This is a genomic window from Arthrobacter oryzae, from assembly GCF_003634095.1.
GTDB lineage: Bacteria > Actinomycetota > Actinomycetes > Actinomycetales > Micrococcaceae > Arthrobacter > Arthrobacter oryzae.
This window is the reverse complement of the sequence record NZ_RBIR01000014.1, coordinates 16409-41505: the sequence shown is the minus strand read 5'-3', so window position 1 is coordinate 41505 and position 25097 is coordinate 16409. Positions and strand designations below refer to the sequence as shown.

General features: G+C 65.9%; 19 protein-coding genes and 1 pseudogene. 4 read left to right on the top strand and 16 right to left on the bottom strand.

What is annotated here, in order from left to right; translation table 11 throughout:
- Positions 1-13 precede the first annotated feature (13 nt).
- The 3 genes from C8D78_RS19260 to C8D78_RS19250 all read right to left on the bottom strand — a co-directional run bounded on the left by C8D78_RS19260 (position 14) and on the right by C8D78_RS19250 (position 4143).
- The gene (locus C8D78_RS19260) at positions 14-1084 is read right to left on the bottom strand and encodes an alkene reductase (protein WP_120955469.1); all 1071 of its coding nucleotides are present in this window, start codon (positions 1082-1084) and stop codon (positions 14-16) included.
- A gap of 81 nt (positions 1085-1165) precedes the next feature.
- Positions 1166-2221: a 2,3-butanediol dehydrogenase gene (locus C8D78_RS19255; protein WP_120955468.1), complete on the bottom strand. Its 1056-nt coding sequence runs from the start codon at positions 2219-2221 to the stop codon at positions 1166-1168.
- A 131-nt stretch (positions 2222-2352) separates the two neighbouring features.
- Complete coding sequence (locus C8D78_RS19250; RefSeq protein ID WP_120955467.1) at positions 2353-4143, bottom strand: NAD(P)/FAD-dependent oxidoreductase; 1791 nt, start codon at positions 4141-4143, stop codon at positions 2353-2355.
- Between the two features lie 204 nt (positions 4144-4347).
- Between C8D78_RS19250 and C8D78_RS19245 the strand changes: the two genes are divergently transcribed.
- Complete coding sequence (locus tag C8D78_RS19245; RefSeq protein WP_120955466.1) at positions 4348-5685, top strand: helix-turn-helix domain-containing protein; 1338 nt, start codon at positions 4348-4350, stop codon at positions 5683-5685.
- A gap of 67 nt (positions 5686-5752) precedes the next feature.
- Here the strand turns inward: C8D78_RS19245 and C8D78_RS19240 are convergent, their stop codons facing one another.
- From C8D78_RS19240 to C8D78_RS19230, 3 genes are all read right to left on the bottom strand, one after another.
- A complete protein-coding gene (locus tag C8D78_RS19240; RefSeq protein WP_244208509.1) occupies positions 5753-6367 on the bottom strand; it encodes a PKD domain-containing protein in 615 nt (204 codons plus the stop codon).
- Between the two features lie 303 nt (positions 6368-6670).
- The gene (locus tag C8D78_RS20035; protein WP_244208513.1) at positions 6671-7258 is read right to left on the bottom strand and encodes a DUF6318 family protein; all 588 of its coding nucleotides are present in this window, start codon (positions 7256-7258) and stop codon (positions 6671-6673) included.
- A gap of 234 nt (positions 7259-7492) precedes the next feature.
- On the bottom strand, positions 7493-8380 hold the full coding sequence (locus C8D78_RS19230) for a response regulator (RefSeq protein WP_167467968.1): 888 nt from the start codon (positions 8378-8380) through the stop codon (positions 7493-7495).
- A 436-nt stretch (positions 8381-8816) separates the two neighbouring features.
- Between C8D78_RS19230 and C8D78_RS19225 the strand changes: the two genes are divergently transcribed.
- The 3 genes and pseudogenes from C8D78_RS19225 to C8D78_RS19215 all read left to right on the top strand — a co-directional run bounded on the left by C8D78_RS19225 (position 8817) and on the right by C8D78_RS19215 (position 10335).
- Positions 8817-9251, top strand: a complete 435-nt coding sequence (locus C8D78_RS19225) for a pyridoxamine 5'-phosphate oxidase family protein (protein ID WP_120955463.1) — start codon at positions 8817-8819, stop codon at positions 9249-9251.
- 101 nt (positions 9252-9352) lie between these two features.
- Positions 9353-9786: pseudogene (locus C8D78_RS19220) on the top strand (very short patch repair endonuclease).
- Between the two features lie 189 nt (positions 9787-9975).
- Positions 9976-10335, top strand: coding sequence for a hypothetical protein (locus tag C8D78_RS19215; protein ID WP_244208508.1), 360 nt, complete (start codon positions 9976-9978; stop codon positions 10333-10335).
- A 30-nt stretch (positions 10336-10365) separates the two neighbouring features.
- Here C8D78_RS19215 and C8D78_RS19210 read toward each other — a convergent pair whose 3' ends face one another.
- From C8D78_RS19210 to speB, 10 genes are all read right to left on the bottom strand, one after another.
- A complete protein-coding gene (locus tag C8D78_RS19210) occupies positions 10366-11595 on the bottom strand; it encodes a 5-methylcytosine restriction system specificity protein McrC (protein WP_120955494.1) in 1230 nt (409 codons plus the stop codon).
- A gap of 145 nt (positions 11596-11740) precedes the next feature.
- Positions 11741-13969 carry an McrB family protein gene (locus C8D78_RS19205; RefSeq protein ID WP_120955462.1) on the bottom strand — a complete coding sequence of 743 codons (2229 nt, stop codon included), beginning with the start codon at positions 13967-13969 and terminating at the stop codon, positions 11741-11743.
- 94 nt (positions 13970-14063) lie between these two features.
- Positions 14064-14399, bottom strand: a complete 336-nt coding sequence (locus tag C8D78_RS19200; protein ID WP_341867130.1) for a hypothetical protein — start codon at positions 14397-14399, stop codon at positions 14064-14066.
- 32 nt (positions 14400-14431) lie between these two features.
- Positions 14432-14863, bottom strand: a complete 432-nt coding sequence (locus tag C8D78_RS19195; RefSeq protein ID WP_120955491.1) for an acyl-CoA thioesterase — start codon at positions 14861-14863, stop codon at positions 14432-14434.
- Between the two features lie 143 nt (positions 14864-15006).
- Entirely contained in the window at positions 15007-17082 is a 2076-nt protein-coding gene (locus C8D78_RS19190) for an ABC transporter ATP-binding protein (RefSeq protein WP_120955461.1), read from the bottom strand.
- Entirely contained in the window at positions 17079-18812 is a 1734-nt protein-coding gene (locus C8D78_RS19185) for an ABC transporter ATP-binding protein (protein ID WP_120955460.1), read from the bottom strand. Before C8D78_RS19185 ends, C8D78_RS19190 begins: the two co-directional genes overlap by 4 nt.
- A 444-nt stretch (positions 18813-19256) precedes the next feature.
- A complete protein-coding gene (locus C8D78_RS19180) occupies positions 19257-21365 on the bottom strand; it encodes an MDR family MFS transporter (protein WP_120955459.1) in 2109 nt (702 codons plus the stop codon).
- Positions 21366-21468: 103 nt separating this feature from the next.
- Entirely contained in the window at positions 21469-21954 is a 486-nt protein-coding gene (locus C8D78_RS19175) for a MarR family winged helix-turn-helix transcriptional regulator (RefSeq protein WP_120955489.1), read from the bottom strand.
- A gap of 258 nt (positions 21955-22212) precedes the next feature.
- Positions 22213-23877 (bottom strand): thiamine pyrophosphate-binding protein, encoded by a 1665-nt coding sequence (locus C8D78_RS19170; RefSeq protein ID WP_120955458.1) that lies wholly within the window; start codon positions 23875-23877, stop codon positions 22213-22215.
- Positions 23874-24953, bottom strand: coding sequence for an agmatinase (speB, locus tag C8D78_RS19165; protein ID WP_120955457.1), 1080 nt, complete (start codon positions 24951-24953; stop codon positions 23874-23876). The genes C8D78_RS19170 and speB overlap by 4 nt, the downstream gene beginning before the upstream one ends.
- Between the last annotated feature and the right edge of the window lie 144 nt (positions 24954-25097).

The window sequence follows — 25097 nt, the reverse complement described above, 5'->3', positions numbered from 1 at the left end:
GCGGCGGTGAGACCTAGTTCTGGTACGCGGGGTAGTCCGTGTAGCCCGTGGCGCCGTCGGCGTAGAACGTGGAGGCGTCGGGCTCGTTGACGGGCAGGCCTTCGCGCCAGCGGCGGGCGAGGTCCGGGTTCGCGATGGCCGGGCGTCCGACGACGACGGCGTCAGCGTGACCGTCTGCCACGAGTGCCACTGCCTCGTCGCGGGTCGTGATGACACCAAAGCCGGTGTTCACCAGGAACGTGCCGCCGAAGCGTGCGCGCAGATCCTGGACCAGAGCGCTGGTGGGCTCTTTGTGGAGGACGCTGAGGTACGCCAGGTTCAGGGGAGCCAGGCCGTCGACCAGCCGGCCATAGGTCTCCTGGACATCGGCCGCATCCAATTCGACGGCACCCTGGACGTTGTGCTCGGGCGAAATGCGGATGCCCACCCGGTCCGCGCCCACAACTGCGACGACGGCCTGGGCCACCTCGAGGACGAAGCGGACGCGGTTCTCGGGTGATCCGCCATAGATGTCATCGCGCTGGTTGGCCGCGGGGGTCAGGAATTCGTGGAGCAGGTAACCGTTGGCGGAGTGCAGCTCCACGCCGTCGAACCCTGCTTCGACGGCCTTGCGGGACGCGGTGACAAATTCGTCGACGATTCCCGGCAGTTCCTCGGTGCCGAGGGCGCGCGGGACGGGGAACGGCTTCTTGCCCTCGTATGTGCGGGTTTCGCCCTCGATGGCGATGGCGCTGGGCGCGACAACCTCATGGCCGCCGGTGGTGTCCTGGTGCGTGACCCGGCCGGCGTGCATGACCTGGGCGAAGATCCGGCCGCCTTCCGCGTGCACTGCGGACGTGACATTGGCCCAGCCCTCGAGCTGCTCCGGCGTGACCAGGCCCGGCTGGCCCGGGAAGCCCCGGCCGGCGGGGCTCGGGTAGGTGCCTTCACTGACGATCAGGCCGAGCGAGGCGCGCTGGCGGTAGTGCTCCACCACCAGCGGCCCCGGGATTCCTTCCTGGCCGGAGCGAAGCCGGGTCAGGGGCGCCATCACGAGTCGGTTGGGCAGTTCCAGCTCGCCAAGAGTCAACGGGGAAAACAGCATGCGCAGTTCCTTTCGCAGTGAATGGGTTCACTGGCGACAACTGCACGGCGCCTGCAACTATTCCGTCTGAGACTCGGATCACTACGGGTGAACGATGATTTTCACGGCAGTGTCGTTGTGGTGGATCAGCGTGTCGAAACCCTGGTCCACCAGGTCATCCAAAGCGATTCTCCCGGTGATGAAGGGTTTCAGGTCGACTTTTCCGTCCTGGACGAGCTTGATGGCGGCCGCATGATCGCCGCAGTAGGCGATGGTGCCGCGCAGATCGATTTCCTTCAGCACCACTTTCTGCATATCCACCGTGGCCGGGTGTCCCCAAATGGAGACGTTGACGACCACGCCTGCGGGCTTGACGACGTCGAGCATCGTGTCCAGCACGGCATTCACGCCGGCACATTCAAACGCCGCGTCGGCCCCGGCCCCTGCGGTCAGTTCCTGCACCCGCGCCTTGACGTCATCAGTGCTGGGATCGAGGACGTGATCCGCGACCCCGGAGGAAACCGCCTTGTCCTTCCGGGCCGTGGACAGCTCGGTGACAATCGTGGTGACGCCGATGCCCTTGAGGACCGCCGCGGTCAGCAAACCAATGGGGCCCGCACCGCCGACGACGGCGACGTCCCCGGCTTTGACGTCGCTCCGGCCGACGGCGTGATAAGCCACCGAGAGGGGTTCGATGAGCGCGGCTTCGTCCAGCGGGATGTCGCCGACAGGGTGGACCCACCGAGTGTCGACGACGACCTTCTCGCTCAGGCCCCCGCCGCCGCCCGCCAGACCAATGAAGCCCAGCTTGGTGCACAGATTGTAGTGACCGCTGAGGCACGGGCCGCATTCATTGCAGACAAGATATGGTTCCACGACGACGCTGTCCCCGACGGCGAGGCCGGTCACGCCCTCGCCCAGCTCCTCGATCGTCCCGGAAAATTCGTGTCCCATGGTGACCGGGGCGGCCTCGTTGGAAATCGGGTGCGGGTGGCCGGGCGGCGGGGTGAAGATGGGTCCTTCGAGGAATTCATGGAGGTCAGTGCCGCAGATACCGCACCAGGCCACGGCGATCTTCACCGTTCCAGGGCGCAGTTCCGGTTCTTGGATATCTTCGATCCGGAGATCCTCGCGGGCATGGAATCGTGCTGCTTTCATGGGGTGCACCTTCGCGTTCCGGGCCGTGGATGCGCCCGGTCAGGCGCATCCACGGCGGTAGTTGGATTCTCACAACGGGGCCGTAGCCCCAGTCTGGCGGCCGTGCCCGTGATTGTCACGGCCCGGCCGGGTCAGCGGGTATGGTGCGTGGGCTGCAGCTCGAAGACCGGCGTCGGCAGTCCTTCCATCCGGGCCTTGAGCTGCAGGGCCAGATAGTTGGAGTAGTGGCGGCTCTGGTGCAAATTGCCGCCGTGGATCCACAGGTTCTCCACGTTGGTGGGCTTCCACATGTTGCGCAGTTCTCCCTCCCACGGTCCTGGGTCCTTGGGGGTGTCCGAACCGAACCCCCAGCACTTGCCGACGGCGTCCGCCACCTCGGGCGAGACCAGATCGGCCAGCCAGCCGTTCATCGATCCATAGCCGGTGGCGTAGATGATGACGTCTGCATCCAGTTCCGATCCGTTCGCCATCACGACGGAGTTCCCGGTGATCTTACTGACCTGGCCGTTGGCCAGCTTGACCCGGCCGTCGATGATGAGCTGCGAGGCACCGACGTCGATGTAGTAGCCCGATCCGCGCCGCAGATACTTCAGGAACAGGCCGGAGCCGTCCACACCGAAGTCCAGGTCAAAGCCGGCAGCCTCGAGCTGGGAGTAAAACTCCGCGTCCCGCTCGGCCATCTCCGCATAGACGGGAATCTGGGCCTCGGGCAGAATCCGGTACGGCAGTGAGGCGAACAAGAGATCGGCCTTTTCCGTGGTGACGCCGTTGGCCAGCGCTTTTTCGGAGTACAGATCGCCCAGCGCCAGGTCCATGAGGGATTCGCTCCGGGCGATGTGCGTGGAGGACCGCTGGACCATGGTGACGTCCGCGCCGTGTTCCCAGAGATCGGCGCAGATATCGTGGGCCGAGTTGTTGGAGCCGATGACCACGGCTTTCTTGCCGGTCCAGTCCCCGCCGCCCGGGTGCTTGGATGAGTGGTACTGCTCCCCCAGGAAGGACTCGGCGCCCTCGAAGGCGGGAACGCTGGGGTAACCGGAAACGCCCAGGGCGAAGACGAGCTGCTTTGGGTGCAGGGTGACCGGCTCGCCGTCGCGCATCACCTCCACCACCCACTCCTGGGACGTTTCGTCGAACCGGGCGTTGGTGCACACCGTCTTGGACCAGTAGTTGAGCTCCATGATTCGGGTGTAGTTTTCCAGCCAGTCGCCGATCTTGTCCTTCGCCGCGAACACCGGCCAGTCGTCGGGGAACTTCATGTAGGGCAGGTGGTCGTACCAGACCGGATCGTGCAGGTGGAGGGACTTGTAGCGGTTGCGCCATGAGTCGCCCGCGCGCTCATTTTTTTCGATGATGATGGTGGGAACTCCGAGTCTGCGCAACCGCGCCCCCAGTCCGATCCCGCCCTGGCCGCCGCCGATGATGACGGTGTAGGGCTGGTCCTCGTAGCCGAGCCGGGCTTCCTGCTCTTCCTTCAGTTCCAACCAGGATTTGCGGCCCTTGGTGATCTCATGGGCCACACCCTTCTCGCGGCTGGGGCCCTTCTTTTCCTCAAAGCCCTTCAGCTCCTTCATGGTGGTGAGCAGGGTCCAGCATTTGCCGTTCCGGAGGCGCAGATGGGCGTACCCCCTGGCTTGGGCGGTCTCGAAATTTACCCAGGCTTCGGCGTTGGCGGCGTCGCCGGTGGCGTCCTCGGCCAGGGCCCAGTTGCTGGGCCGCACGTCATCGAGGGTGGCGTCGAGCATGCGCCGGATGGCTTCTTTACCTTCGAGCGTCTTGAGATTCCAGGTGAAGGAGACGAAGTCGCGCCAGTACGAGTCGTCGTCGAAAAGCGCCAGGGCGGCGTCGGTGTTGTGGCTGCGCAGCGCCTCATCGAACTGCGCCAACCACGCCTCGACGACGCCGTTTGGTGTCTCAGGCATGATTCCTCTTTCCATTGCTGACAGTCGGGTCGCACCCTTGCGTGGCGCCTAGATCACGCCGTGACCCGCATCACAAGTAAAGATCGCAGGGGGTTACAATCGGGTTACACGGACCTCTCGAGTTGTCCGCCGGCCTGCACGTTAGCCGACGGCGGCCAGGAACCAGCCGGGTGCGCGATTCGACGGCGAGTTGGGAGAATGAGCATGCGGCAGGGCAATGGCTCCATCACGCATCCCTCAGACCTCAGGTTTTCGGCTCCGGCGGAGTACGCCCGGCTACTCCGGGCGGCGCACGAGACCACCATTTCCGGCAAACCCGATCCGCATCTCTCGCCGTCGCTCATCAAGTCCTGGCAGCGTTCCCTCGCCCTGGGCATCAATCCGGACCAGCACCGGCCCCTCCACCGGCATGAAGTGTCGGAAGCGCGCTCCCTCAGCGCCGGCCATCGGCTGGCCGCCGTGATGCCCGCGCTGACGCAACTGCTGGCCGATGAAACCCCCACCGGGCGCCACCTGCTGATCGTGACTGATCATGAAGGCGAAGTGCTCTGGCGCCTTGGGAGCAAACAAGCATTGCGGCTCGCGGACTCCCTGGAGTTCGTGGAGGGCGCCGACTGGTCCGAGTCCGGGGTAGGAACCAACGCCATCAGCGAAGCTCTGGTCACCGGCGCCCCGGCACAGCTCTTCTCGGCCGAGCACCTCGTCCGGACCCACCATGATTGGGCTTGCACCGCATCTCCCATTCGCGATCCACTGACGGGCGAAATCGTCGGCATTCTGGATGTCTCCGGCCCGTTCGAGTCGATCACGCCGGACAGCTTGCGGCTGGTTCGCTGCGGAGTGCGGCTTGCGGAGGAGCTGCTGAAGTCGGCAACGGTTCCCGACGGCGGTGCCGGACCGGGCGGGCGGCCGATACAAGGCAACGGGCAGGGACAGCGAGGCAGCGGCGCCCGGGCACAACTGATGCTGCGCCTCTTCGGAGACGCGCCGTCCGCGACGCTCTACGCCGGTCCCACCCGCCCGCTAACAGTGCGCCGCGCAGAGATTCTGGCCCTGCTGGCCTCCCGGGGCCAGGGCTGGAGCGCCGATGAATTAGCTTACGAAATCCATGGTGACGCCGGCACCGGTGCGGCGATCCGGACCGAGATGCACCGGATCCGCACCATTCTGGGCGATGTGTTGGGAGCAAACCCGTATCGGTTCTCTTCAACCGTCAACGTCGTGACGGACGCCTCGGTTGTGGCCGCCCACCTTCGGGAGGGTCGGGTGGCCCAGGCGCTGTCGGCTTACCCGGCGAAGCTCCTCACCCGTTCGGTCAATCTGGAAATCGGGTTTATGCGTGATGAGCTCAACGTAGCAGTGGGCGCCTCTGTCCGGTCCAGCGGTGATGCCCGGCTGATGCTGCAGTGGTGCACGAGCGATATGGGGTCCGACGATACGGCAACCGCGGCCGCCGCGGCGGCACTGATTGGACCGGACGATCCGCGTTGCCAGCTCATAAGCGCCCGGATGGAACGGGTGGACCGGGAGCTCCGGGCCTAGCCACAAGCCGTGACGTGACGGTCGCTTTTGACAGTCGGTTCAACGCTTGGGAGAACGCGGACGACACCTAGGGCGGAGGCGCGGCGACGCCCGGGCAACCTTGCCCCTGCGGGTTTTGCAGGCACGTGTCCGCGTAGTTCCTTGTGATCGACCGCCAGACGCTCACCCTCTGCGCCGGCGAGCTGAACTGGCCCTGGCCGGGTATTGGCAGCGGGGGTCCGCCGTTCACGGAGTACGTGCCCTGGAAATGTGTTGTCAGAACTACCGGGAAGTCGCCGGTCTGGGCGTAGACGTGGCTGGTGATTGTCTTCTCACCCCAGCGGTCCTGCGGCAGGGGCCCGCCGGCCGCTGTTTGCGGGCCCAGCGACGTGCCGTCGCCATAGTTCCAGGTGTACTGCACGGGCTTGGCGGTGACGGAAACGCTTTGGCCCAGCATGTCGATGGCAAATGATTGCTCCACGGCTTCCGCATAGAAGTTTGTCTCTGCGCCTCGGAGAGTGTTCGGACTCGGCTGCATGACGGACGTCCCTGGGCTCACCGGCAGCTGTTCAAACTTGGTCTGGATCTGCGCGGCGATCTTGCCCAGTACGTCCTCCGGCTGTTCGAGATAAACGCAGCGGTCTGGTCGAATCGCTGACCATATGGGCGGGTCAAATACTCGCAGTGAAGTGTACCAACGCACCGGTCGACCGTCTCGTCCTTGATCGCAACGAACCGCTCCTGCCAGACAAGCCACGTCGAAGTTGTTCTTTGCGGTGTCCAGACATAGATACTCGAACCTGTACACGTTAGGGTCTTCCGCTACCGCCCCGGGGGCATCCACCCACACGCCAGCATCTGCATCGTATCGCCACACACCGAGCCCGGACTTGCTCCAAGAAACTTCCGAATCGTCAGCCTCTGCGGCGCTCGAGAACGCAAAGAGAAATGCAAATGCGAGCAAGATAGTCACACCCGACCGCCGCGAAATCCGATCAGCCATCGCCTAACTCCCGAGCCGATCGACATTCTGAACGGCCCAACGTCCTTGTTCGTATCTCGCCACCATCAAGTCCCCCAGCATCGCGGACTCGGAAATCTTCTGCGCATCCGTTCCGTCCGCGTTCTCTAGTGAGCCAGCTTCTTGTTGCGATTGGATAGCAACTTGAAAATCTCCATTCGGCGTCTTCACGAATGTCGATTGGACGGCGTGGACGGCCACCGTCCCACCGACTATCCATCTTCCTTGACCGTTCCATTTTTGGATCCCAGGAAAGACTTTTCCGCAAAGAGCGCATGCAGGGCTGGAGAGGGACTTGATACTCGACAGGTCACCCGTTTCGTAAGCGTAATTCAAGAGCGAGTACCAATACCGAGCAAACGCCTCCAGGCCTTCCTTTGTCTTCGCCTTCGCGGCCTCGGGCAGTTCTGGAATCGGAACATTCTGCGCCTTGCCGCTCGCGTCTGCGGGTTTGTAAATGGCGGACGGGGTCGAACTCGCGCTCGGCGTGGACTCTACGGGTGGACTTTGAGATCCAGAGGATGGGGGTCCGGGAGGTGGCGTTTCACCGCCGCTGCAGGCTGTGACCGACATCAGGGAGATCGAAATCAAGGCGGCGGCAAAGGGGCGCCAGGGGCCGGAAAACGAAGTGCGAGATGTCATGGTCAGCTACTCCCCCGATAGAAATCAAGACGCGCGAGTCCAAACAATGCTTAAGGGTAACCGACGTCACATTTTGCACGTCAAAGTTATCCACAGGCAAATGGCGGGCGACGCCTTCAGCGCCCTGGCAGTGACAATGGAATCGCCCATGCCAGGCCGAACCTCTTAATTGCTGCTCGGAGTTGGGTGGGTAACCGCCAGCCCCGTGCGGGTCGCGGTAAGCGCGTCGGCGAGACGGACGGCGTCCCCTGCCCGAGCCTCGTTCGTGGGCGGGACGGTGCGGGCCTCGCTGGTGCAGTTCAGGAGTGCTGCAGTGACCTCGGGGATTAGATCCGGGAACCGGCTGAACCGGTATCCAAGTTCGGCGGGGTCTTCCGAAGGATTGAGGGCCCTCGTGATGAGCACGGCGGCCTGTGTCCTGCGGGCCATGCCGAGTTTCATCAGGATGGTCGAGACCATGTTCTTGACCGTCTTTTCGGCCAGGAACATCTCCTGGCCGATCTGGCGGTTGGTCAGCCCTTTCCCCAGGCCGATGGCGGCAGTCATTTCCCGCCTCGTGAGAGTGAGGAGCATCTCGTCCGAGCGTTGCGGCCCGGGGAGGGAGAACGGGGCCACGAGCGCGGGATGGAACCGGGCGCTGTAGGCAGTGTGCCCGGCCAGGGCCCGTCGGATGAGCCTGAGCTGTTCGCTGCCGTCATCTTCTTTGGACAGGCATCCCCACGCCCCAGCGAGAATGGACTCGATCAGTATGGCTTCATCGCCGTCCCCGTTCATCAGCACACAGCGGATGCCCGGTTCCGCCACGGCAATGGCCCGGCACACGTCGGCACCGTGACCGTCCGGAAGATCATCATCAAGAATGACCAGTTCCGGGCGGAGGGCCGGGATCCGCCGGACCGCTTCGCGTGCGGACCCTGATTCTCCGGCAATGCTGAGACCATCCGACTCCAGCAGCTGGCGCAGCCCCCGCCTCACAACCTCGTGGTCGTCCAGCAGGTACACGCCCGAACCGGCAAACGCGTTGATTGAGTAAATTCCCGGGTCAGCCATCATTGGTGTTCCGTTCCTTGGCCTTCGACTGAAAGGCGCTGTTAGGGGCCCTGACGCCGGACTCACCGATGTGAAACGAACCCGGATCCCAGTCCGGTCCCCCTGCCGGCGTACATCCCTGTGCACAGGATCAATACCTCTCACGCTAGACCTAATAGCGGCCCCGACATAGCGACTCCGACCTAATGTCATCCGGGAAACAGTTCGTCAAGCGCGGGCGTGGAGCGTGTCACCAAACGGCGTAGCGGGACATCGACGATGAGGTCCCCCGGAACTGGCTCGTCTTAGGGGTTCTCTGCACGCCGGCGAGGCTTCCGCTGGAGCGTGATGCAATGCGAACAAGATGAGCTTATGGAGGAGGTCTGACAACGTAGCCACGGGCCGTCCTTCAGTCCTTTAGCCCCTAGCAATCGACCGCTCGGGTCAGAACAATAAACCCATGATGTTTGAACACGAAGACGGCAACCCCATCCTCAAGCTGGACGACGAGCAATCCTGGAAACTGATTGACGGCACAAAACACGGCCGCCTCGTCGTCACCGTCGCCGGAGAACCCGACATCTTCCCGGTGAACTACGCGGCCAGCGGACGGAAACTGTTCCTCCGCACGGCGCCGGGAAACAAACTGGCCGAGCTCACCATCAACGCCAAGGTGCTCTTCGAAACCGACGGAATCCTCTCCGACGAAGCGTGGTCCGTGGTCCTGCGAGGCACAGCACGGGTGCTCGATCAGTCGGCGGACATCGCCGAGGCCGAGGCCCTCGGGCTGAAACCCTGGGTTCCCACTTTGAAGGACTTCTACGTGGAAATCACACCGACCTCGGTCAGCGGGCGTCATTTCCAGTTCGGCGAACACCCGGAGCGGGAGATTTAGCGCCCGACGGCGACTGCCGGCCGACGTCGGCGCCTGTCGTGGCGTCCGCCTGCCGCCGCTTGTCACCGCCATCTGCCCTGCCAGCCGCCTAGACTTAAGTGATGGCGGACAAGCTGACCCCGGAGCGGCGCAGCTGGAATATGTCCCGGATCCGCGGCAAAAACACTAAGCCCGAAATGCTGGTCCGCCGGCTGTTGCACGCCAAGGGATACCGCTACCGCCTGCACGGCAGCGCCGGCGGCGGCAAACTCCGGGCAATCCGGACCTCGTCTTCGCCGGCCGGCACAAGGTCATCTTTGTCAACGGATGCTTCTGGCATTTCCACGATTGCCGGGCCGGGCAACACGCGCCCCAAGCGAATGCTGACTTCTGGGAAGCCAAGCGCACGCGAACCCGGAGCCGGGACGCCGCCCAGCGGCTCCAGCTCGAACGTGCTGGCTGGGAGGTGCTCACGGTGTGGGAGTGCGAGCTGAAGGATTCATCCGCGTTGGAGCTGCGCCTCGACGCCTTCTTGCAGGGCCAGAAGCAGGCATGAATCGGCGCCGTCCAGTCGCCAAAGACCCCAAAGCCCTCCTGCGGCGGCAAGAGAACCCCAGAAAGTTCCGCGTGTCGCACCGTCCTGCTTCCCCGGGCGGGCCGAATGTCTGGGTAATATTCGACTCCGGGGGATTCACGCAGATTTCGGTCAGTACCAACGCGTACTGCTAACACGGGAGAGCGCACGATGCCGCACTTGCTGATGTCCAACGACGAGCCCTACACGGCTCCTGTGCTTGCAGATTCCAGCCCCGCAGATTCCAAAACAACGGAGTCCAGCCTCACAGTTCTGCCGTTCCGTCCCATCAGTCACGGCACCCGCCGCGTTGTCCGCCCCCGCCAGATCCGGGCGGCGGAACCGGACCTGGAACCGTTGCGTCGACAGTCGACGTCGATCATTGACGAGGTCCTGGCCGGCACCAATCCGGACGAGGAGCACGCGCGGGAACAACTTCGGTGGCATGTCGCCAACAACCCGGGCCAGCCGGAAAAGGCGCTGTTGGCGCACTTGCTGACGGTGGGCGTCCGGCAGGACGAATCCGCGTAGCTGCCTGAACGGTTCACCCGGCTGAGCGGTCTAATTGGCTGAACGGTCGATGCTGGCCTGCCGCAGCACTTCGCCCCAGGACTGCTGGGCAAGATCTGCCACGGAGGCCAGGATTTCCGCGGGCGGCAAGGACAGGTCCAGCGGGAACTCGACAATGTCGATGTCGGTATTGAGAATTCGGCGCAGCTTGATTTCTCCTGAGCCCGGGTAGATGATCCACGCCGTGGGCACGCGTAGGGATGTGCAGTAGGCCAGCATCCGGTAGTGGTCGCCCGAGAGTGACGCGCCGGCGTCGGCCGCGGCCTGATACTTGGCGTCGTAAACCATGACGGGCCGGCCGCCGAGGAAGTGGACGGCCCCGGGCTGGACAACAATCCGGTCTGAGTCGCGGACGGCCTCGTTCAGCAGGGCGTTGTAGCGCAGCCGCATCTCGCCAGGGTGCGCGGCCATGGCTTCCCGCAGCGCGGTCCCGACGAAGTCCTCGAACACCTTGGCCATGTCCACCACGAACGACGCCGACTGCTGTTTGCCGTCGCCGGCCTCCGCCGAGGCGTTCCGCAGGATCAGCTCGGCGAGCCGGAGGGCCGAGTGGTAGCGGGTGTTCATCCGGCTGGGCCGCCACTGCGGCAGCGGCGCACCGGACTGCAGGCGCGTCACGGCGTCGAGCTTTCCCTTCAGCTGGCGCAGCCGGCTGAGGACTTCCGGCCGCACGCGCGGCACTTGGGACATCCGTTCCAGCGCGGCACGCAAAATCCGGTTCTCCGCGATGTCCTCGGTGAACTCGTCGTAGGAGACTTCCAGCGGGACGAGCATCCCGGGGCGGCGCGAAATCTGGTCCGACATCCGGATCCGGCCCTTCACCGTTCGGAGTGATTCCTCCACCATGAGATAACCCTGCAGCACGCCCCGGCTCAGCGCGCGCTCGGCAAGCTGCGCCAGCGATTCGGCCAGCGCGCTCCAAAGGTCCGTGTGCTCCACCGCGGCCACGGAATCGTCCCGGAATCCTTGGTCCCCCGCGTAGCCGAGCAGGAACAGAAGCCGGCTCAGCCCAAGCCGCCCCTTCGGCCGCACCTCAAGTTGCACGGTGGGGGTGCGCACCGAGCCCACGGTCCCCACGGGTTCGATGCGGTACAGGCCCATGCCCATCGGCGAGGCCTTCGCCAGGCCGCTGGAGTTGACGTAGGCGGCGGTGTTCGGGTCCAGGCGTTCCACGAGGCCGGCGGAGAGCTCATCGAGGACAATGTGCCGGCAGGCCTCCATGGCGCCGCCCCGCCGGGTCGGGGCCGGACCGGACGTCATCCGGCCCTGCTGGGGCTGTCCCTGCGGGGTCTGCCCCGGCTGGCCCTGGCTTACCTGACCCAGGGCGCCCCGGTCCAGGACGGCGGCGTCGCCGGACACCGCCATCCTAGGCGTGCGCAAGCCGGGCGAGGAGTTGTTCCAGTCCGAACCGCTCGTCGAGCTGGGCGCGGTTGAGCTGGCCGTGGTAGTGCTCCTCCAGCAGCGGCATGAGCTCGTACTTCCAGATCCGGCGCAGGCCCTTGGGCGTCTGGGCGGACTTCTTCATGAAGTAGGACGGCCCGATCATGAGGTCGCGGTCCCACTCGTCGATCGCGTCGTTCAACGCGTCCAGCAGCAGGGCCGGCGTCGTGTCCAGCTCACGGGCCTGGAGGAACCGCAGGAGCGAGCCCTTCACGGGCTCCGTCTTCGGATGGAGCTCAATGAAGGAGAAACGCCGCCGGATGGCCGCGTCCATCATCGCGATGGAACGGTCCGCGGTGTTCATGGTGCCGATGATGTACAGATTGTCAGGCAGGGTGAACGGCTCGTTCGGACTGTACTGGAGGTAGATCCGGTCATCGCGGTATTCGAGCAGGAAATACAGTTCGCCGAACACCTTTGCCAGGTTGGCACGGTTCATCTCGTCGATGATCAGGAAGTACGGTTTGGTCTCATTGCCGGGCTTGGCGGCTTCCTCCGCGAGGCGCCGCAGCGGGCCGGCCACGAGCTTGAAGGACACCTGGCCCTCGTCCGTCTTGTCCGGCCGGAAGCCCTCGAAAAAGTCCTCATAGGCGTACGACGGGTGGAACTGGACCAGCTTGACCCGCTCGTCCGTGGTGTCGCCCGCGAGCTCGGCGGCCAGGTGCTTGGCGAGGTAGGTCTTGCCGGTTCCGGGCGGGCCGTAGAGGACCACCTGCCGGTTCTCTTCGAGGAGCTCGGCGATTTCCTGCAGCGGGTCCAGGTCCATGTGCAGGGACGCGGCGAACTCCGGCGTCAGCGGCCGGAATCCTTCACAGACGGGTGCGACGGCGTCCGGTTCGGCGCCCTCTTCGGCGTCGGCTTCCGCTTCAGCGGGCAGGAGGGCCTCCAGCGCCTGGATGACGCGGGTGATGTCCACAATGTTGCCGGATGTGGTCAGCTGCCGCTGCACGTGCCGGGGCAACCCGGAGGCGTCGTGTTCTTCATCGAACCAACGGACCTTGCGGCGGAGCCGGCGGTTGTCCTGCCCGTGTTCGGGTTCGCCGAGCACCACGCCGATCCGGACCTTGCCCGAGCTCTGGTAGAGCGCGAGGTCGCCCGGCTTCATGACGGTCAGGAAGGCGAAAACCGCGGTCTTGGTGTCCTCGCGCTCCACGTAGCCGAGGTGCTTGTAGTCCTCATCAACAGCGTTCTGGACGAGCCCGGCGGTAACGCCGGGGTCCAGCAGGCGGAGATGTTCGACGTCGAGCGTCACCGCTTCCTCGTCCCGCCACTCCCCCAGCAGCTCGGTGTTGTCGTGGTGGGTGCGCAACAGCCAGGCGCGGCGGCCGGGGTCGCCGACCTTCCGCCATTGGCTCACCAGCTGGCGGGAGTACCAGTCGATCCGCTGGCCGGCCTGCTGGTCCAGGTGGAGGCGGATGCGGTGGATGTCCGCGGAAATATCCTCATCGCTCTCACCCTTGGCCCCGCCTACCAGGGACGCGAAGGCGTCGCGGATCTCCTGCCGTTCGACGTCGGCCACAACGGGTTCGAAGTAGCTGGGCCAGACCAGGAACTCAATGCTGCGGCGGATGGCCGGCTGGTCATCCGGGGTCCCGGCGACCAGTTGGTGGAAGGCCAGCGGGTCTTTGACCGCGGCTTGGACGGCGCCGGCGGGACGCTGGGCGACGTGCCGGACGAAGCGGCACAGCCATTTCAGGTGGTCCCAGATGGTCCAGTTGAATTCCGCAGTACGGTCCCGGATGACACCGTGGTCCGTCATGCCCGCGTACAGCTCGTCGGGGAGCTCAAGCGGCGGCTCCAGCCAGGAGGCAGCCTCGGCGACCCGGGCCCGCTTGACCTTGAGCGACTTGACCTCGTGGGCCAGCGGCAGGGACTGCAGGAAGAGCAGTTCCACCGCCAGCTGCTTGGCCCCGCGCGTGGCGCCTTCCAGGTTCTGGCGCAGGTTGGTCATCATCGGCGCTTTGGGGTCCGGGACGCCCCGTTCGAGGCGTTCCAGCAACTCCGTGGCGGCCGGCACGGACCACGTCTTGGTGCGGCCGTCCAGGGCGGACGCCTTGCCGAGTAACCCCGGGCCCAGCACGAACCACGCCGCGTCTTCAATCTCCTTGGAGATGCCGAGGGCACGGTGCAGGGCAGGCTTTTTGGATGGGGTCATACGATCAATTTACAGGCTTAAACTGAACGCGCCCATTTAACGCCGGCGGCCAAGCTACCAGTCAGTAGATTCCGGACCAGTGGTTCGGCGGTGACTATTTCAGGGCAGGGGCGCGCTTGATGCCGAAGGTGAAGTAGCACCCCGGCCCGATGAAGTTGACCAGGGTGGCAACCCTCCACATCGCCTTGCTGCCGCGGATTTCCACGGCGGGCCGGCGCGAAATGTCCCGTTGGGCTGCGAAGAGCAGCGACAACTGGACGATTGCCCCGACGATGGTTCCGACCTTCGCCCTCGGGGGAAGCTCCTTCCACGACTTCTTCCGCGGGTGCATCATGTGCATCTTCTGGTGCAGATCCACGTGCATCTTCTTGTGCGTCTTCTTGCCCATGTTCACAGCGACCACTGCTCCTTTTGCATCGGGATTGCCCATTCTAGGAGCCTGCCCGGGACCCCGGGAAGAGGCTATGGGACCGGGTGGACGCGCGTGTACGGGGCCAGCCGCTCCTTCTGTTCCCCGGTCAGCCGCAGCACCCGTCCGGTGGCTTCATCGACGAACGCCAGATGGCTTGTGGCCCGGACGCAGTCCTCCCGCGTGACGGGATCCTGCACCAGGTAGTGGATGTCGAAGCTGGCGCCCTTGACCGCCCCGATCCACAGCTGGACGACGGCAGGCACATTCCGGTACTCCAGCGTCCGGACGTACCTGATCTTGTGCTCTACCACCAGCGCGAGCGTCCCCTCAGGGATGTCGTTGAAGAGCGACACGAGGGGTTCGGTGCCGGGGAGTCCGGGTCCGCGGGGCGGGCCGAATGCGGCGATCCGCGCTTCCTCCAGTATCCGTACAATCTGGACGTTGTTGATGTGCCCGTAGGCATCCATGTCGCCCCAGCGCATCGGCACTTCGACTTCGAGCCGCCGGCCCGCAGGGCCCACACCTTCCGTGCCCACACCCTCCGTGGGCGGGCGTTCCGTGCCCGAAGTTTCGGCGGCTTGGCCCTCCCCGGCCACGCCGCCCCCGGTTCGGGGGCCGGCGGCGCTCAGCTGTGCACCGCCGTCGCGTCTTCGGCGGAATCCGCCAGGGCGGCGTCCGCGTCCTCCCCGGCGAATTGGGACATGTACAGCCGGTAGTAGGCGCCCTGCAGTGCCAGCAGCTGGGCGTGCCGGCCTTGCTCGACGATCCTCCCGGCTTCCATGACGAGGATGGTGTCCGCGTCACGGATGGTGGAGAGGCGGTGGGCGATCACGAAGCTGGTCCGCTCGGTGCGCAGCGCAGCCATTGCCTTCTGCACCAACGCCTCGGTGCGGGTATCCACCGAGCTTGTGGCCTCGTCCAGGATCAGCAGCGACGGGTTCGCAACGAAGGCCCGGGCGATGGTGATCAGCTGTTTTTCGCCGGCACTGACGTTGTTGCCTTCTTCGTCAATGACCGTGTTGTAGCCGTCCGGCAGTGCGCGGACGAAACGGTCCACGAAGGTGGCCCTGGCCGCCGCCATGATCTGTTCTTCCGTGGCGTCCAGTTTGCCGTAGCGGATGTTCTCGTAGATGGTTCCGCCGAACAGCCAGGCGTCCTGGAGCACCATGCCGACCTTGGCGCGCAGCTCCGAGCGGCTGAGCCGGGTGATGTCCACGCCGTCCAGGGTGATGCTGCCCGCGTTGAGTTCGTAGAAGCGCATGACCAGGTTCACCAGGGTGGTTTTGCCTGCCCCGGTCGGTCCCACGATTGCCACGGTGTGTCCGGGCTCGGCGGTGAAGGACAGGTCCTCGATCAGCGGCTTGTCCGGCGAGTAGCTGAAGGTGACGTGCTGGAACTCGACGTGGCCGTCCGTCTTGGCCGGGAGGTGCTCGGTGGCTGTCTCGGCGTCCTGTTCGTCGGCGTCGAGGAATTCAAAGACCCGCTCGGCGGACGCGACGCCGGACTGCAGCATGTTGGCCATGCCGGCCATCTGGCCCAGCGGCTGCGTGAACTCGCGCGAGTACTGGATGAACGCCGTGGCGTCGCCCAGGCTCATGGCGCCGGATGCCACCCGCAGCCCGCCGACGACGGCGATCCCCACGTAGCTGAGGTAGGAGACGAACTGCATGACCGGCATGATCATGCCGGACACGAACTGGGCGCCGAAGCTGGCCCGGTAGAGTTCCTCGTTCCGCTCGTCGAAGCGGGCCAGCATGTCCGCGTCGCGGCCGAAGACGCGGACGAGGTCGTGGCCGGAGAAGGACTCCTCGATCTGGCCGTTGAGCTCGCCGGTGTTCTTCCACTGGGCGGCGAATAGCTTCTGGCTGCGGGCGCCGATCATGCCGGCGGCCACCCCGGAGAGCGGGAGCGCGACGAGGGCGATAAGGGCCAGCTGCCAGGACACGATGAACATCATGATGACGATGCCGATGACCGTCAGGGCGGAGTTCACGAGCTGCGCGAACGCCTGCTGGAGTGCCTGCTGGATGTTGTCGACGTCGTTCGTGACGCGGGAGAGGATGTCGCCGCGCTGACGGGTATCGAAGTAGTTCAGCGGCAGCCTGTTGAGTTTCTTCTCGGTGTCATCGCGCAGTGTGCGGACCACGCGCATGACCAGCACATTCAGGACGTAGCCCTGCAGCCACAAGAAGATGTTCGCGACGAAGTACATCACCAGCACCACGCTGATGAGGAACGCGAGCTTCTGGAAGTCGATGCCTGCGCCCGGCACCACATCCATCCTGGCCAGCATGTCGGCAAAGTTGTCCTGGCCCTGGGAGCGCAGTCCCTCGATGAACTGGTCCTTGGTGGCGCCGGACGGGAGCTGTTTGCCGACGACTCCGGCGAAGATCACGTCCATGGCCTGGCCCAGGATCCGGGGCGCGATGACGTTCAGGACGACGGCGACCGTCACCATGGCGAGCACGGCGATGATGCCGGCGCGCTCGGGTTTGAGCAGCCCCATGAGCCGTCTTGCCGAAGGCCAGAAGTGCTGGGCCTTCTTGGCCGGCACGGCGCCGAACATGCCGCCGTCGGCCTCGCCGGGCGTGTACTCCTCCTCGAGGAAATCCTCGTCAGTCACCTCAGCCGTGGCTGTCCCTGCAGCTGCGGTATCCGTCGCTTTGACGGGCGGGCTGGAGATTTTCTCGTTGGTGCTCATGCCACTGCCTCCGCGCTCAGCTGGGATTCGACGATTTCCTGGTAGGTGGTGGAGCTTTCCAACAGTTCCTCATGTGTTCCGCGGTCCACGATCCGGCCGTCCTCCAGCACAAGGATCTGGTCCGCATCGGCGATGGTGGAGACCCGCTGGCCGACGATGATCACCGTGGCGTCGGCCGTCTTGGCTTTGAGTGCCCGCCTGAGCCTGGCGTCCGTGGCGACGTCGAGGGCCGAGAACGAGTCGTCGAACAGGAAGACCTTGGGTTCGGTGACGAGGGCGCGGGCGATGCACAGCCGCTGCCGCTGCCCGCCCGAGACGTTGGTGCCGCCCTGGGCGATCCGCGAGTCGAGGCCGCCTTTCTTGTCGCGCACGAAGTCCGCGGCCTGGGCCACGGTCAACGCCTCCCACAGGTCCCGGTCCGTGGCCTCGGGCTTACCGAAGCGCAGGTTGTGCTCAATGGTTCCGGAGAACAGGTAGGGCCGCTGGGGCACCATGGCGACCCGCTGCGTGATCTCGGCCCGGTCCAGCTGGGTGACGGGGACGCCGTCGAGCAGGACCTCGCCCGAGTCCGCGTCGTAGAGCCTGGGCAGCAGAGCCAGCAGGCTCGACTTGCCCGCGCCGGTGGAGCCAATGATCGCGACCGTCTGGCCGGGCTCGGCCGTGAAGCTGATGTTGCTTAGTACGGGAGCTTCGGCGCCGGGGTAGGCGAACGTTACGTTCCGAAACTCCACCCGCCCCGCCTTTGCGGCCGGCGTCACCGGGGTGAGCGGAGCATGGATGGAGGGCTCGACGTCGAGCACTTCCCCGATGCGGTCGGCGCAGACCGAGGCGCGCGGAATCATCATGGCCATGAAGGTGCCCATCATGACGGCCATGAGGATCTGCAGCAGGTACTGCAGGAAGGCCGTCAGCGAGCCAACTTGCATCTCGCCGGCATCCACGCGCTGGCCGCCGAACCACAGCACCGCGGCGGTGGAGATGTGCAGGATCATGCCGATGGCAGGGAACATCAGCACGAACAAGGACCCGATCTTCAGCGAAACGTCGGTGAGTTCCTTGTTGGCGGCGCCGAAGCGCTCGGCCTCGTGGGGCTCGCGCACGAAGGCCCGGACCACGCGGATGCCGATGATCTGCTCGCGGAGGACACCGTTGAGCCGGTCGATCTTCTGCTGCATCGAGCGGAAGAGTGGCATGAGGCGGACCACGAGGTAGCCCACCACGACCACGAGCAGGGGCACCGAGACCCAGACAAGCCAGGACAAGTCAAGGTCCTCGCGCAGGGCCATGAAGATGCCGCCGATGCACATGATGGGTGTGGCCACCATGAAGTTCAGCGCCATGAGCATCAGCATCTGGACCTGCTGGACATCGTTGGTGCCGCGCGTGATCAGGGTGGGGGCGCCGAAGACGTTCACGTCCCGCGCCGAGAAGCTGCTGACCTTGCGGAAGACGCCGCGGCGCAGGTCCCGGCCGAAGGCCATCGCGGCCTTCGAGCCGAAGTAGACGCCGGCGATCGCGGTGGCCACCTGGATCAGGGCGACGATGAGCATCACGCCGCCGGTGCGCCAGATGTAATCGGTGTCGCCCCGGGAGACGCCCTCGTCGATGATCTGGGCATTGAGGCTGGGGAGGTACAGCGCCGCGATGGTCGAAGCGAGCTGGAAGACGACCACAGCCGCGATGTATGGCAGATACGGCTTGGAATAGCGCCGCATGAGAGTGACGAGCATGCCCACGAGTCCTTTGGAAGACCGAAAAAATACGAAAACGGATAATACGAAAGCAGACTATGAATGCCGCCTATGAGGTCAGGCTCAGAAGGCCGGCAAGGAAGTTCTTTGGAGTGCTAATTGGAGACTAGCCGCTGGGGCCGACAGCAATAGCGATCCAACTCTACGAAATCCCCCGCCCGGGTGGAACACGGGACACCGAATATCATCCAAACGGTGTACTTAGACCCCCGAGGCAAAGCGGCCGCCTGTCGGACGGCCCTGTCGAGAGGCCTTGCGGGAAGGCCCTGCCGGAAGGCCCTGCCGGAAGGCCCGCCTGCGGGAGGGCTCAGCGTGCACAGGGCCCCGCGGCTGCCCTTGGGGCGGCCGCGGGGCCTCTGGGTGCGCGGGGCCTCTGGGTGCGGGGCGAGCGGACGGGAGTCCGGTGCCACCGCCACCTTGGCCTTACTCCGTGCGGTGCCGGCCGTGCGTTGCGATGTAGTCGGCCGCCGCGCGCTGCATCTTTCGCTGCTTGGCCAGGTGCCGGCGCATGGCCGTGAGCTCCTTGGCCACGCGCGCCTGCTCCGCGGCAATCGCCCGCTGCTCTGCAGCCTGCTCGTACACGGCACGCAGCGCCTCGGCCAGCTGGAGCTGTTGTTCCGCGAGCAGCTGCTGGGTCTGCAGGAGAACGGGTACGACGTCGGCGGCCTCGGGCCGGTCATCGGCTACGAGGGTCCGGGCCCGCTGACGGGCACCTTCCCTCTCTGCCGCACGTTCCGCGCCGGGCTCCCCTGAACGGGAAGTCGGATCGGAAGCCAGACCGGCCTCCCGGCGCGCGGCGTCGGGAAATCGGGACTCGGCACGCTCGCGGCTGAGCACCTCGATGAATTCCCGGTCCAGGTCCACGATGCCGGTTCCGGCGGACGGGGCGATCTCGACGGCGTCGACGGCGTCGTCCGAGCTGTTCCGCGCAGTATGGCCCGAAGAGGCGTGCACGAAAGCAGTCGCCGAGGCACCTCCGGTGGCGGCCACTGCGGCGTCCGCGGCGGTGTCTCCCGCGTGCTCGGCAGGCTCCGGCCGGATATCAACCGTCCGGCGCAGGGGACGTTCCTTGATGAACAGGATCGCCACCAGAGCCACGAGGCCGACAATTGCCGAGATCATGAAGACCTCCGCGATCGCGTCACCGTAGGCGGCCCGCATGATGTCGCGGATCGGTGCCGGCATGTCCTTGAGGTCCATGCTGGCCCCCGCAGAGCCCGCCGGAACGCGGATTCGTGCGGCAGCGAGCCCCTCCACCGCGAGTTCCTTGACCCGGTTGCCCAGGACGGCGCCCAGGACCGAGACGCCGATGGCGCCGCCGAAGGACCGGAAGAAGGCGACGGAGGCGCTGGCCGTGCCGATGTCCTTGGCCTGGACCGTGTTCTGCACGGCGAGGACGAGGTTCTGCATCAGCAAGCCCAGGCCGATGCCGAGGATGGCCGTGTAGATGCCGGTCAGCCACAGGTCCGTGGTGTGGTCCATGGTGCCGGCCAGGCCGAGTCCTCCGGCCAGCAGGATGGAGCCGGCGATCAGGTACCGCTTCCACTTGCCGGTGCGGCTGATGAGCATGCCGGAGGCGACGGAACCGATGAGGTTGCCCGCGATCATGGGCAGCGTGAGCAGGCCGGCTTCCGTGGGGGTAGCACCGCGTGCCACCTGGAAGTACTGGCCAAGGAAGGCCGAGGAGCCGAACATGCCCACGCCTACTGCCACCGAGGCGAGGATGGCGAGGGCGGTGGTCCGCTCCGAGATGATCTTGAGCGGGATGATGGGCTGGGCCACCCGGGATTCGACAAGCACCAGCAGGCCAAGGAGCACCACGCCGCCGCCCACCATGGCGACCGTCTGCCAGGACCACCAGTCGTAGTAGTCGGGGTTGCCGGCGAAGGAGACCCAGATGAGCAGCAGGCTGACGCCGGAGGTCAGCAGGATGGAGCCGAGCCAGTCGATCTTGGCGGGGCGCTTGACGTGCTGGATCTTCAAGGTGACCTGCAGCAGGATGAGGGCGACGACGGCGAGAGGGACGCAGACGAAGAAGGTCCAGCGCCAGCCCAGCGGGCTGTCCACGATGAAGCCGCCGAGCAGCGGGCCGCCGGCGGTGCCCACGGCCATGACGCCGCCCATGTAGCCGGAGTACTTCCCGCGGTCACGCGGCGGGATCATCGAGCCGATGATGGCCTGGGCCAGGGCGGTGAGTCCACCCAAGGCGATGCCCTGGATGACGCGGGCGGTCAGCAGCATCGGGATGGTCTCGGACAGGCCGGCCATAACGGAGCCGGCCACGAAGATCACGATGCTCAGCTGGACGAGGATCTTCTTGTTAAAGAGGTCCGCCAGCTTGCCCCAGATCGGGGTGGTGGCCGCGTTGGCCAGGAGCGCGGCGGTAATCACCCAGGCGAAGTCCGTCTGGGTGCCGTGGAGCTCGGACATGATGGTGGGCAGCGCGTTCGTCACGATCGTGCTGCTCAGGATGGCGGTGAAGAAGGCCGCCAGCAGCCCGGTGAGCGCTTCCATGATCTGGCGGTGGGTCATTGCCGCAGGTTCTGCGGCGGGCTGGGATGCGCGGGGCGCCCCCGGCCGAATGTCCGACGGGGCCGGGGACGGCCCTGTGGCGGCAGCGTGGCTGGCCATATATCTACTCCTCAACAATTTCGGTCGTATTTGTGGGTCCGGCCGTCGTTGCCCGGGCTGATGTCCTAAGGGACCCAGCAAGTTTCTTTAGGGTGCGTTCCGTCAGTTCGACGTCGTCCTGGCTCCAGTCCCGCAGCAGGTCCTGGATGGTTGCCGTGCGGTGTTCCTCGATGAGGCGCAGCTTCTCCGCGCCGGTGGCCGACAGGGCAATCAGTTGCGCGCGGCCGTCCTCGGGGTCCGGCCGGCGGACCACGTAACCCTGCTCTTCGAGTTCGGCGATGTGCCGGCTCAGCACCGGGGCGCTGACGCCGAGCCGTTCCGCGAGATGCGTGGCCCGGGATTCGCCCTCCCCCACAAAGCGCAGGACGCCCTGCAGCGCCACCCCGGTGTCCTGTCCCCGCAGGTTGGCGGCGGCAACACAACGGACGGCCCGCTGAAGGTCGAAGATCTGGTAGACGAGTTTGGCTGCAGCGCTGGATTCAACTGACATGGTGGACACCCCTCTTTTGTTTGCCCTAGGCAACTATATACGAAAATGGTTACTTTGGGAAACTAACCCTGTTCACGTGCTCCTTTTGAAGGTCCGCGGCGCGGCCAAATGGGTGCTTAAACGCCGGGCGCGGACCGGCCGGGTCCGCCCCTCGGAGTGAGGGGCAGACGCGGCAGGTCCGCGCCGAGCGTTGCTGCTATGGAGTGATGTTGCTGTGCTGCGTTGTTGCGTTGCGTTGCGGCCGGGCGGCCTGCCCGTTTAGGTGGCCAGGTGGGTGGGGCCGAACATTTTGAGCAGGGTTTCGACGACGACGACGTTGGGGCCGTCCGCGGCGAAGCCGGCTCGAAGGGCGTCCCCGACGTCCCCGGGGGCAACCCGGACGGCCGGGACGCCGAAGGCCTCGGCAAGCTTGACGAAGTCGGGGCGGGCGAGCTCGGTGGCCGTGGCCTTGCCGAAGGCGCCGACCATGTATTCGCGCAGGATGCCGTAGCCGCCGTCGTCCACGATCAGCCAGGTGACCGGGATGTTGTGCTGCTTCGCGGTGGCGAGCTCGGAGATGGAGTACATCGCCGAGCCGTCGCCGGAGACCGCCAGCACCCGGGCCGAACCGCCGGTCTTGCCGGTGGTTTCCAGCCCGACGGCACCGCCGATCGCCGCGGGGAAGCCGAAGCCCAGCCCGCCGGCCCCCTGCGCGGAGTGGAATTGGCCCTCGCGGGCGTCCCAGCAGCTCCAGGCCCAGTAGGCCGAGATCGTCATGTCCCAGAACGTCTGCATCTCCGAGGGCACGGCCTCGCGGATGTCGGCCATGAACGCCAGTTCCTTGGCCAGGTCCTGGGACTCCAGCCGGGCAGCGACCTTGGCGAGGGTGTCCTTGACCAGAGTCTCGGGGGCTGTGCCGTGCCAGTCGGCGCGTTCGCCATGCGGTTCCGTCAGGGCCGCGTCGAGGGCCTCCAGCGCCTGGCCGGCGTCGGCCCGAATGCCCAGGCCGGGCCGGTTGGATTCCAGGACCCGGGGTTCGGCGTCGATCTGGATGATCCGGCCGCGCGGTTCGAAGGTGAAGTAGTTCGAGGTCACTTCCCCGAGCGAGGAGCCGATCACGATCAGGACATCGGCGTCCTCGAGCAGCTCGGTCATATACCGGTCCTCGATCCAGGCCTGGAGCGAGAGTTCATGGTTCCACGGGAACGCGCCGTTGCCGCCGGGCGTGCAGATGACCGGCGCCCGCAGCTTTTCCGCAATCGAGAGCAGGGATTTCTCGGCCCGGCCGCGGCGGGTGCCGCCGCCGGCGATGATCGCAGGACGTTCCGCCGTCGAGAGCCACTTCACGGCCTCGCGGATCAGCTCCACCCGGGGCGGGTTGTCCGCGGCCTCGGCCAGCGCATCCTCCACCGGGGGCACCATGATGGGGTCCAACAGGACGTTCTGCGGGATTTCCAGCCACACGGGACCCTGCGGCGAGGAGATCGCCTCGGTCCAGGCGTCCTGGATGGCCGACGGGATCCCGGATGCGTGCTGGATCAGCCGCTGGGACTTGGTGACGTTCGCGGCCGAGGCCTTCTGGTCATCGAGCTGGTGCAGCATGCCCTTGCGCCGGGCACCGAGGCCCTCAAGCGGGATCTGGCTCGCCACAACAACCATGGGCACGCCGGTGGCGTAGGCCTCCTGCAGCCCGGCCAGCGACGTCAGCGCGCCCGGACCGGTGGAGAGGAACAGCACGCCGACCTCGCCGGTGGCGCGGGAGTACCCGTCCGCGGCGAAGGCTGAGTTGTTCTCGACCCGGGAGGAGACGAAGTGCAGGTTTCCGCGCCCCATCGCATCGAACAGGCCCAGGGCATGCTGGCCCGGGATGCCGAAGACCGTCTTGGCGCCCAGCGCCTCGAGGGTCTCGACGACGAGGTCCCCGCCGTTGCGCACGCCGGTCATTTCGACGACGCCGGCGAAGCCACGGGGGCGCCGAATCCGGCCGGACGGCGGGATTCCTGGCCGAGGGCCTGGGCGGCATAGCCGTTCGGGGCGCCGAAGCGGTCGCCATCGACGGCGCGGTCCGCCATCAGGGTCACGAGCTCGTAGGCGACATGGCTGGCCGCGACACCGGTGATCTCGGCGTGGTCATAGGCCGGGGCGACCTCGACGACGTCGGCCCCCACCAGGTTCATGCCGCGGAAGCCGCGGATGATTTCCAGCAGTTCGCGGCTGGTGATGCCGCCGGCTTCCGGCGTGCCGGTGCCGGGCGCGTGCGCGGGGTCGAGGACGTCGATGTCCACGGAAATGTAGAGCGGGCGGTTGCCGATCCGGTCCCGGACCTTGGCCACCGTTTCCAGGACGCCCTGGTAGTAAACGTCCGCGGAGGTGACGATGCCGAAGCCAAACCGGTGGTCGTCGTCGAGGTCCTTCTTGCCGTAAAGCGGCCCGCGGGTGCCGATGTGGCTGATGGCCTCGGTGTCCAGGATGCCTTCCTCGACGGCGCGGCGGAAGGGGGTGCCGTGCGTGTATTCGGCGCCGAAGTACGTGTCCCAGGTGTCCAGGTGCGCATCGAAGTGCAGCATCGCAATGGGCTCGCCGGCGCGCTCGGCGGCGGCGCGCAGCAGCGGCAGGGCGATCGTGTGGTCGCCACCGAGGGTCAGCAGCTTGCTGCCCGACGCCGTCAGGTCCAGCGCGTTCTGCTGGATGGTTTCGATGGCCTCGTGGATGTTGAACGGGTTGACGGCCATGTCGCCAGCGTCGGCCACCTGGATGGTCTCGAAGGGGCTGACGTCCCAGGCAGGGTTGTACGGGCGCAGCAGGCGGCTGGCTTCCCGGACGTGGTTGGCCCCGAAGCGCGCGCCCGGGCGGTAGGAGACGCCGGAGTCGAACGGGACGCCGACGACCGTGACGTCGGCCTTGGCCACCTGGTCCAGCCGCGGCAGGCGGGCATACGTGGCAGCCCCGGCGTAGCGCGGGATGCGGGATGAATCAATGGGGCCAAGGTTGCCATTGGCCTCGATGCGCAGCTCTTCCAAAAGAAGCCTCTCCTTCGAGGATTGACCGACGGTTGTGACAGCCATCATACACTCGGAGTTTCGTGCTGCGCATCATTTGTTTACCAATGCTCGGTTTACCAAAGCCCTGCCCCTGTCGAGGAGCCGCCCCCAACCGGACGGCTC

What these genes read in the sequence shown, in the direction of transcription:
- C8D78_RS19260 (WP_120955469.1), bottom strand. Translation starts at nt 1,084, where the DNA reads ATGCTGTTTTCCCCGTTGACTCTTGGCGAGCTGGAACTGCCCAACCGA.
- C8D78_RS19255 (WP_120955468.1), bottom strand. Translation starts at nt 2,221, where the DNA reads ATGAAAGCAGCACGATTCCATGCCCGCGAGGATCTCCGGATCGAAGAT.
- C8D78_RS19250 (WP_120955467.1), bottom strand. Translation starts at nt 4,143, where the DNA reads ATGCCTGAGACACCAAACGGCGTCGTCGAGGCGTGGTTGGCGCAGTTC.
- C8D78_RS19245 (WP_120955466.1), top strand. Translation starts at nt 4,348, where the DNA reads ATGCGGCAGGGCAATGGCTCCATCACGCATCCCTCAGACCTCAGGTTT.
- C8D78_RS20035 (WP_244208513.1), bottom strand. Translation starts at nt 7,258, where the DNA reads ATGTCGGTCACAGCCTGCAGCGGCGGTGAAACGCCACCTCCCGGACCC.
- C8D78_RS19230 (WP_167467968.1), bottom strand. Translation starts at nt 8,380, where the DNA reads ATGATGGCTGACCCGGGAATTTACTCAATCAACGCGTTTGCCGGTTCG.
- C8D78_RS19225 (WP_120955463.1), top strand. Translation starts at nt 8,817, where the DNA reads ATGATGTTTGAACACGAAGACGGCAACCCCATCCTCAAGCTGGACGAC.
- C8D78_RS19215 (WP_244208508.1), top strand. Translation starts at nt 9,976, where the DNA reads ATGCCGCACTTGCTGATGTCCAACGACGAGCCCTACACGGCTCCTGTG.
- C8D78_RS19210 (WP_120955494.1), bottom strand. Translation starts at nt 11,595, where the DNA reads ATGGAGGCCTGCCGGCACATTGTCCTCGATGAGCTCTCCGCCGGCCTC.
- C8D78_RS19205 (WP_120955462.1), bottom strand. Translation starts at nt 13,969, where the DNA reads ATGACCCCATCCAAAAAGCCTGCCCTGCACCGTGCCCTCGGCATCTCC.
- C8D78_RS19200 (WP_341867130.1), bottom strand. Translation starts at nt 14,399, where the DNA reads ATGGGCAATCCCGATGCAAAAGGAGCAGTGGTCGCTGTGAACATGGGC.
- C8D78_RS19195 (WP_120955491.1), bottom strand. Translation starts at nt 14,863, where the DNA reads ATGCGCTGGGGCGACATGGATGCCTACGGGCACATCAACAACGTCCAG.
- C8D78_RS19190 (WP_120955461.1), bottom strand. Translation starts at nt 17,082, where the DNA reads ATGAGCACCAACGAGAAAATCTCCAGCCCGCCCGTCAAAGCGACGGAT.
- C8D78_RS19185 (WP_120955460.1), bottom strand. Translation starts at nt 18,812, where the DNA reads ATGCTCGTCACTCTCATGCGGCGCTATTCCAAGCCGTATCTGCCATAC.
- C8D78_RS19180 (WP_120955459.1), bottom strand. Translation starts at nt 21,365, where the DNA reads ATGACCCACCGCCAGATCATGGAAGCGCTCACCGGGCTGCTGGCGGCC.
- C8D78_RS19175 (WP_120955489.1), bottom strand. Translation starts at nt 21,954, where the DNA reads ATGTCAGTTGAATCCAGCGCTGCAGCCAAACTCGTCTACCAGATCTTC.
- C8D78_RS19170 (WP_120955458.1), bottom strand. Translation starts at nt 23,877, where the DNA reads ATGACCGGCGTGCGCAACGGCGGGGACCTCGTCGTCGAGACCCTCGAG.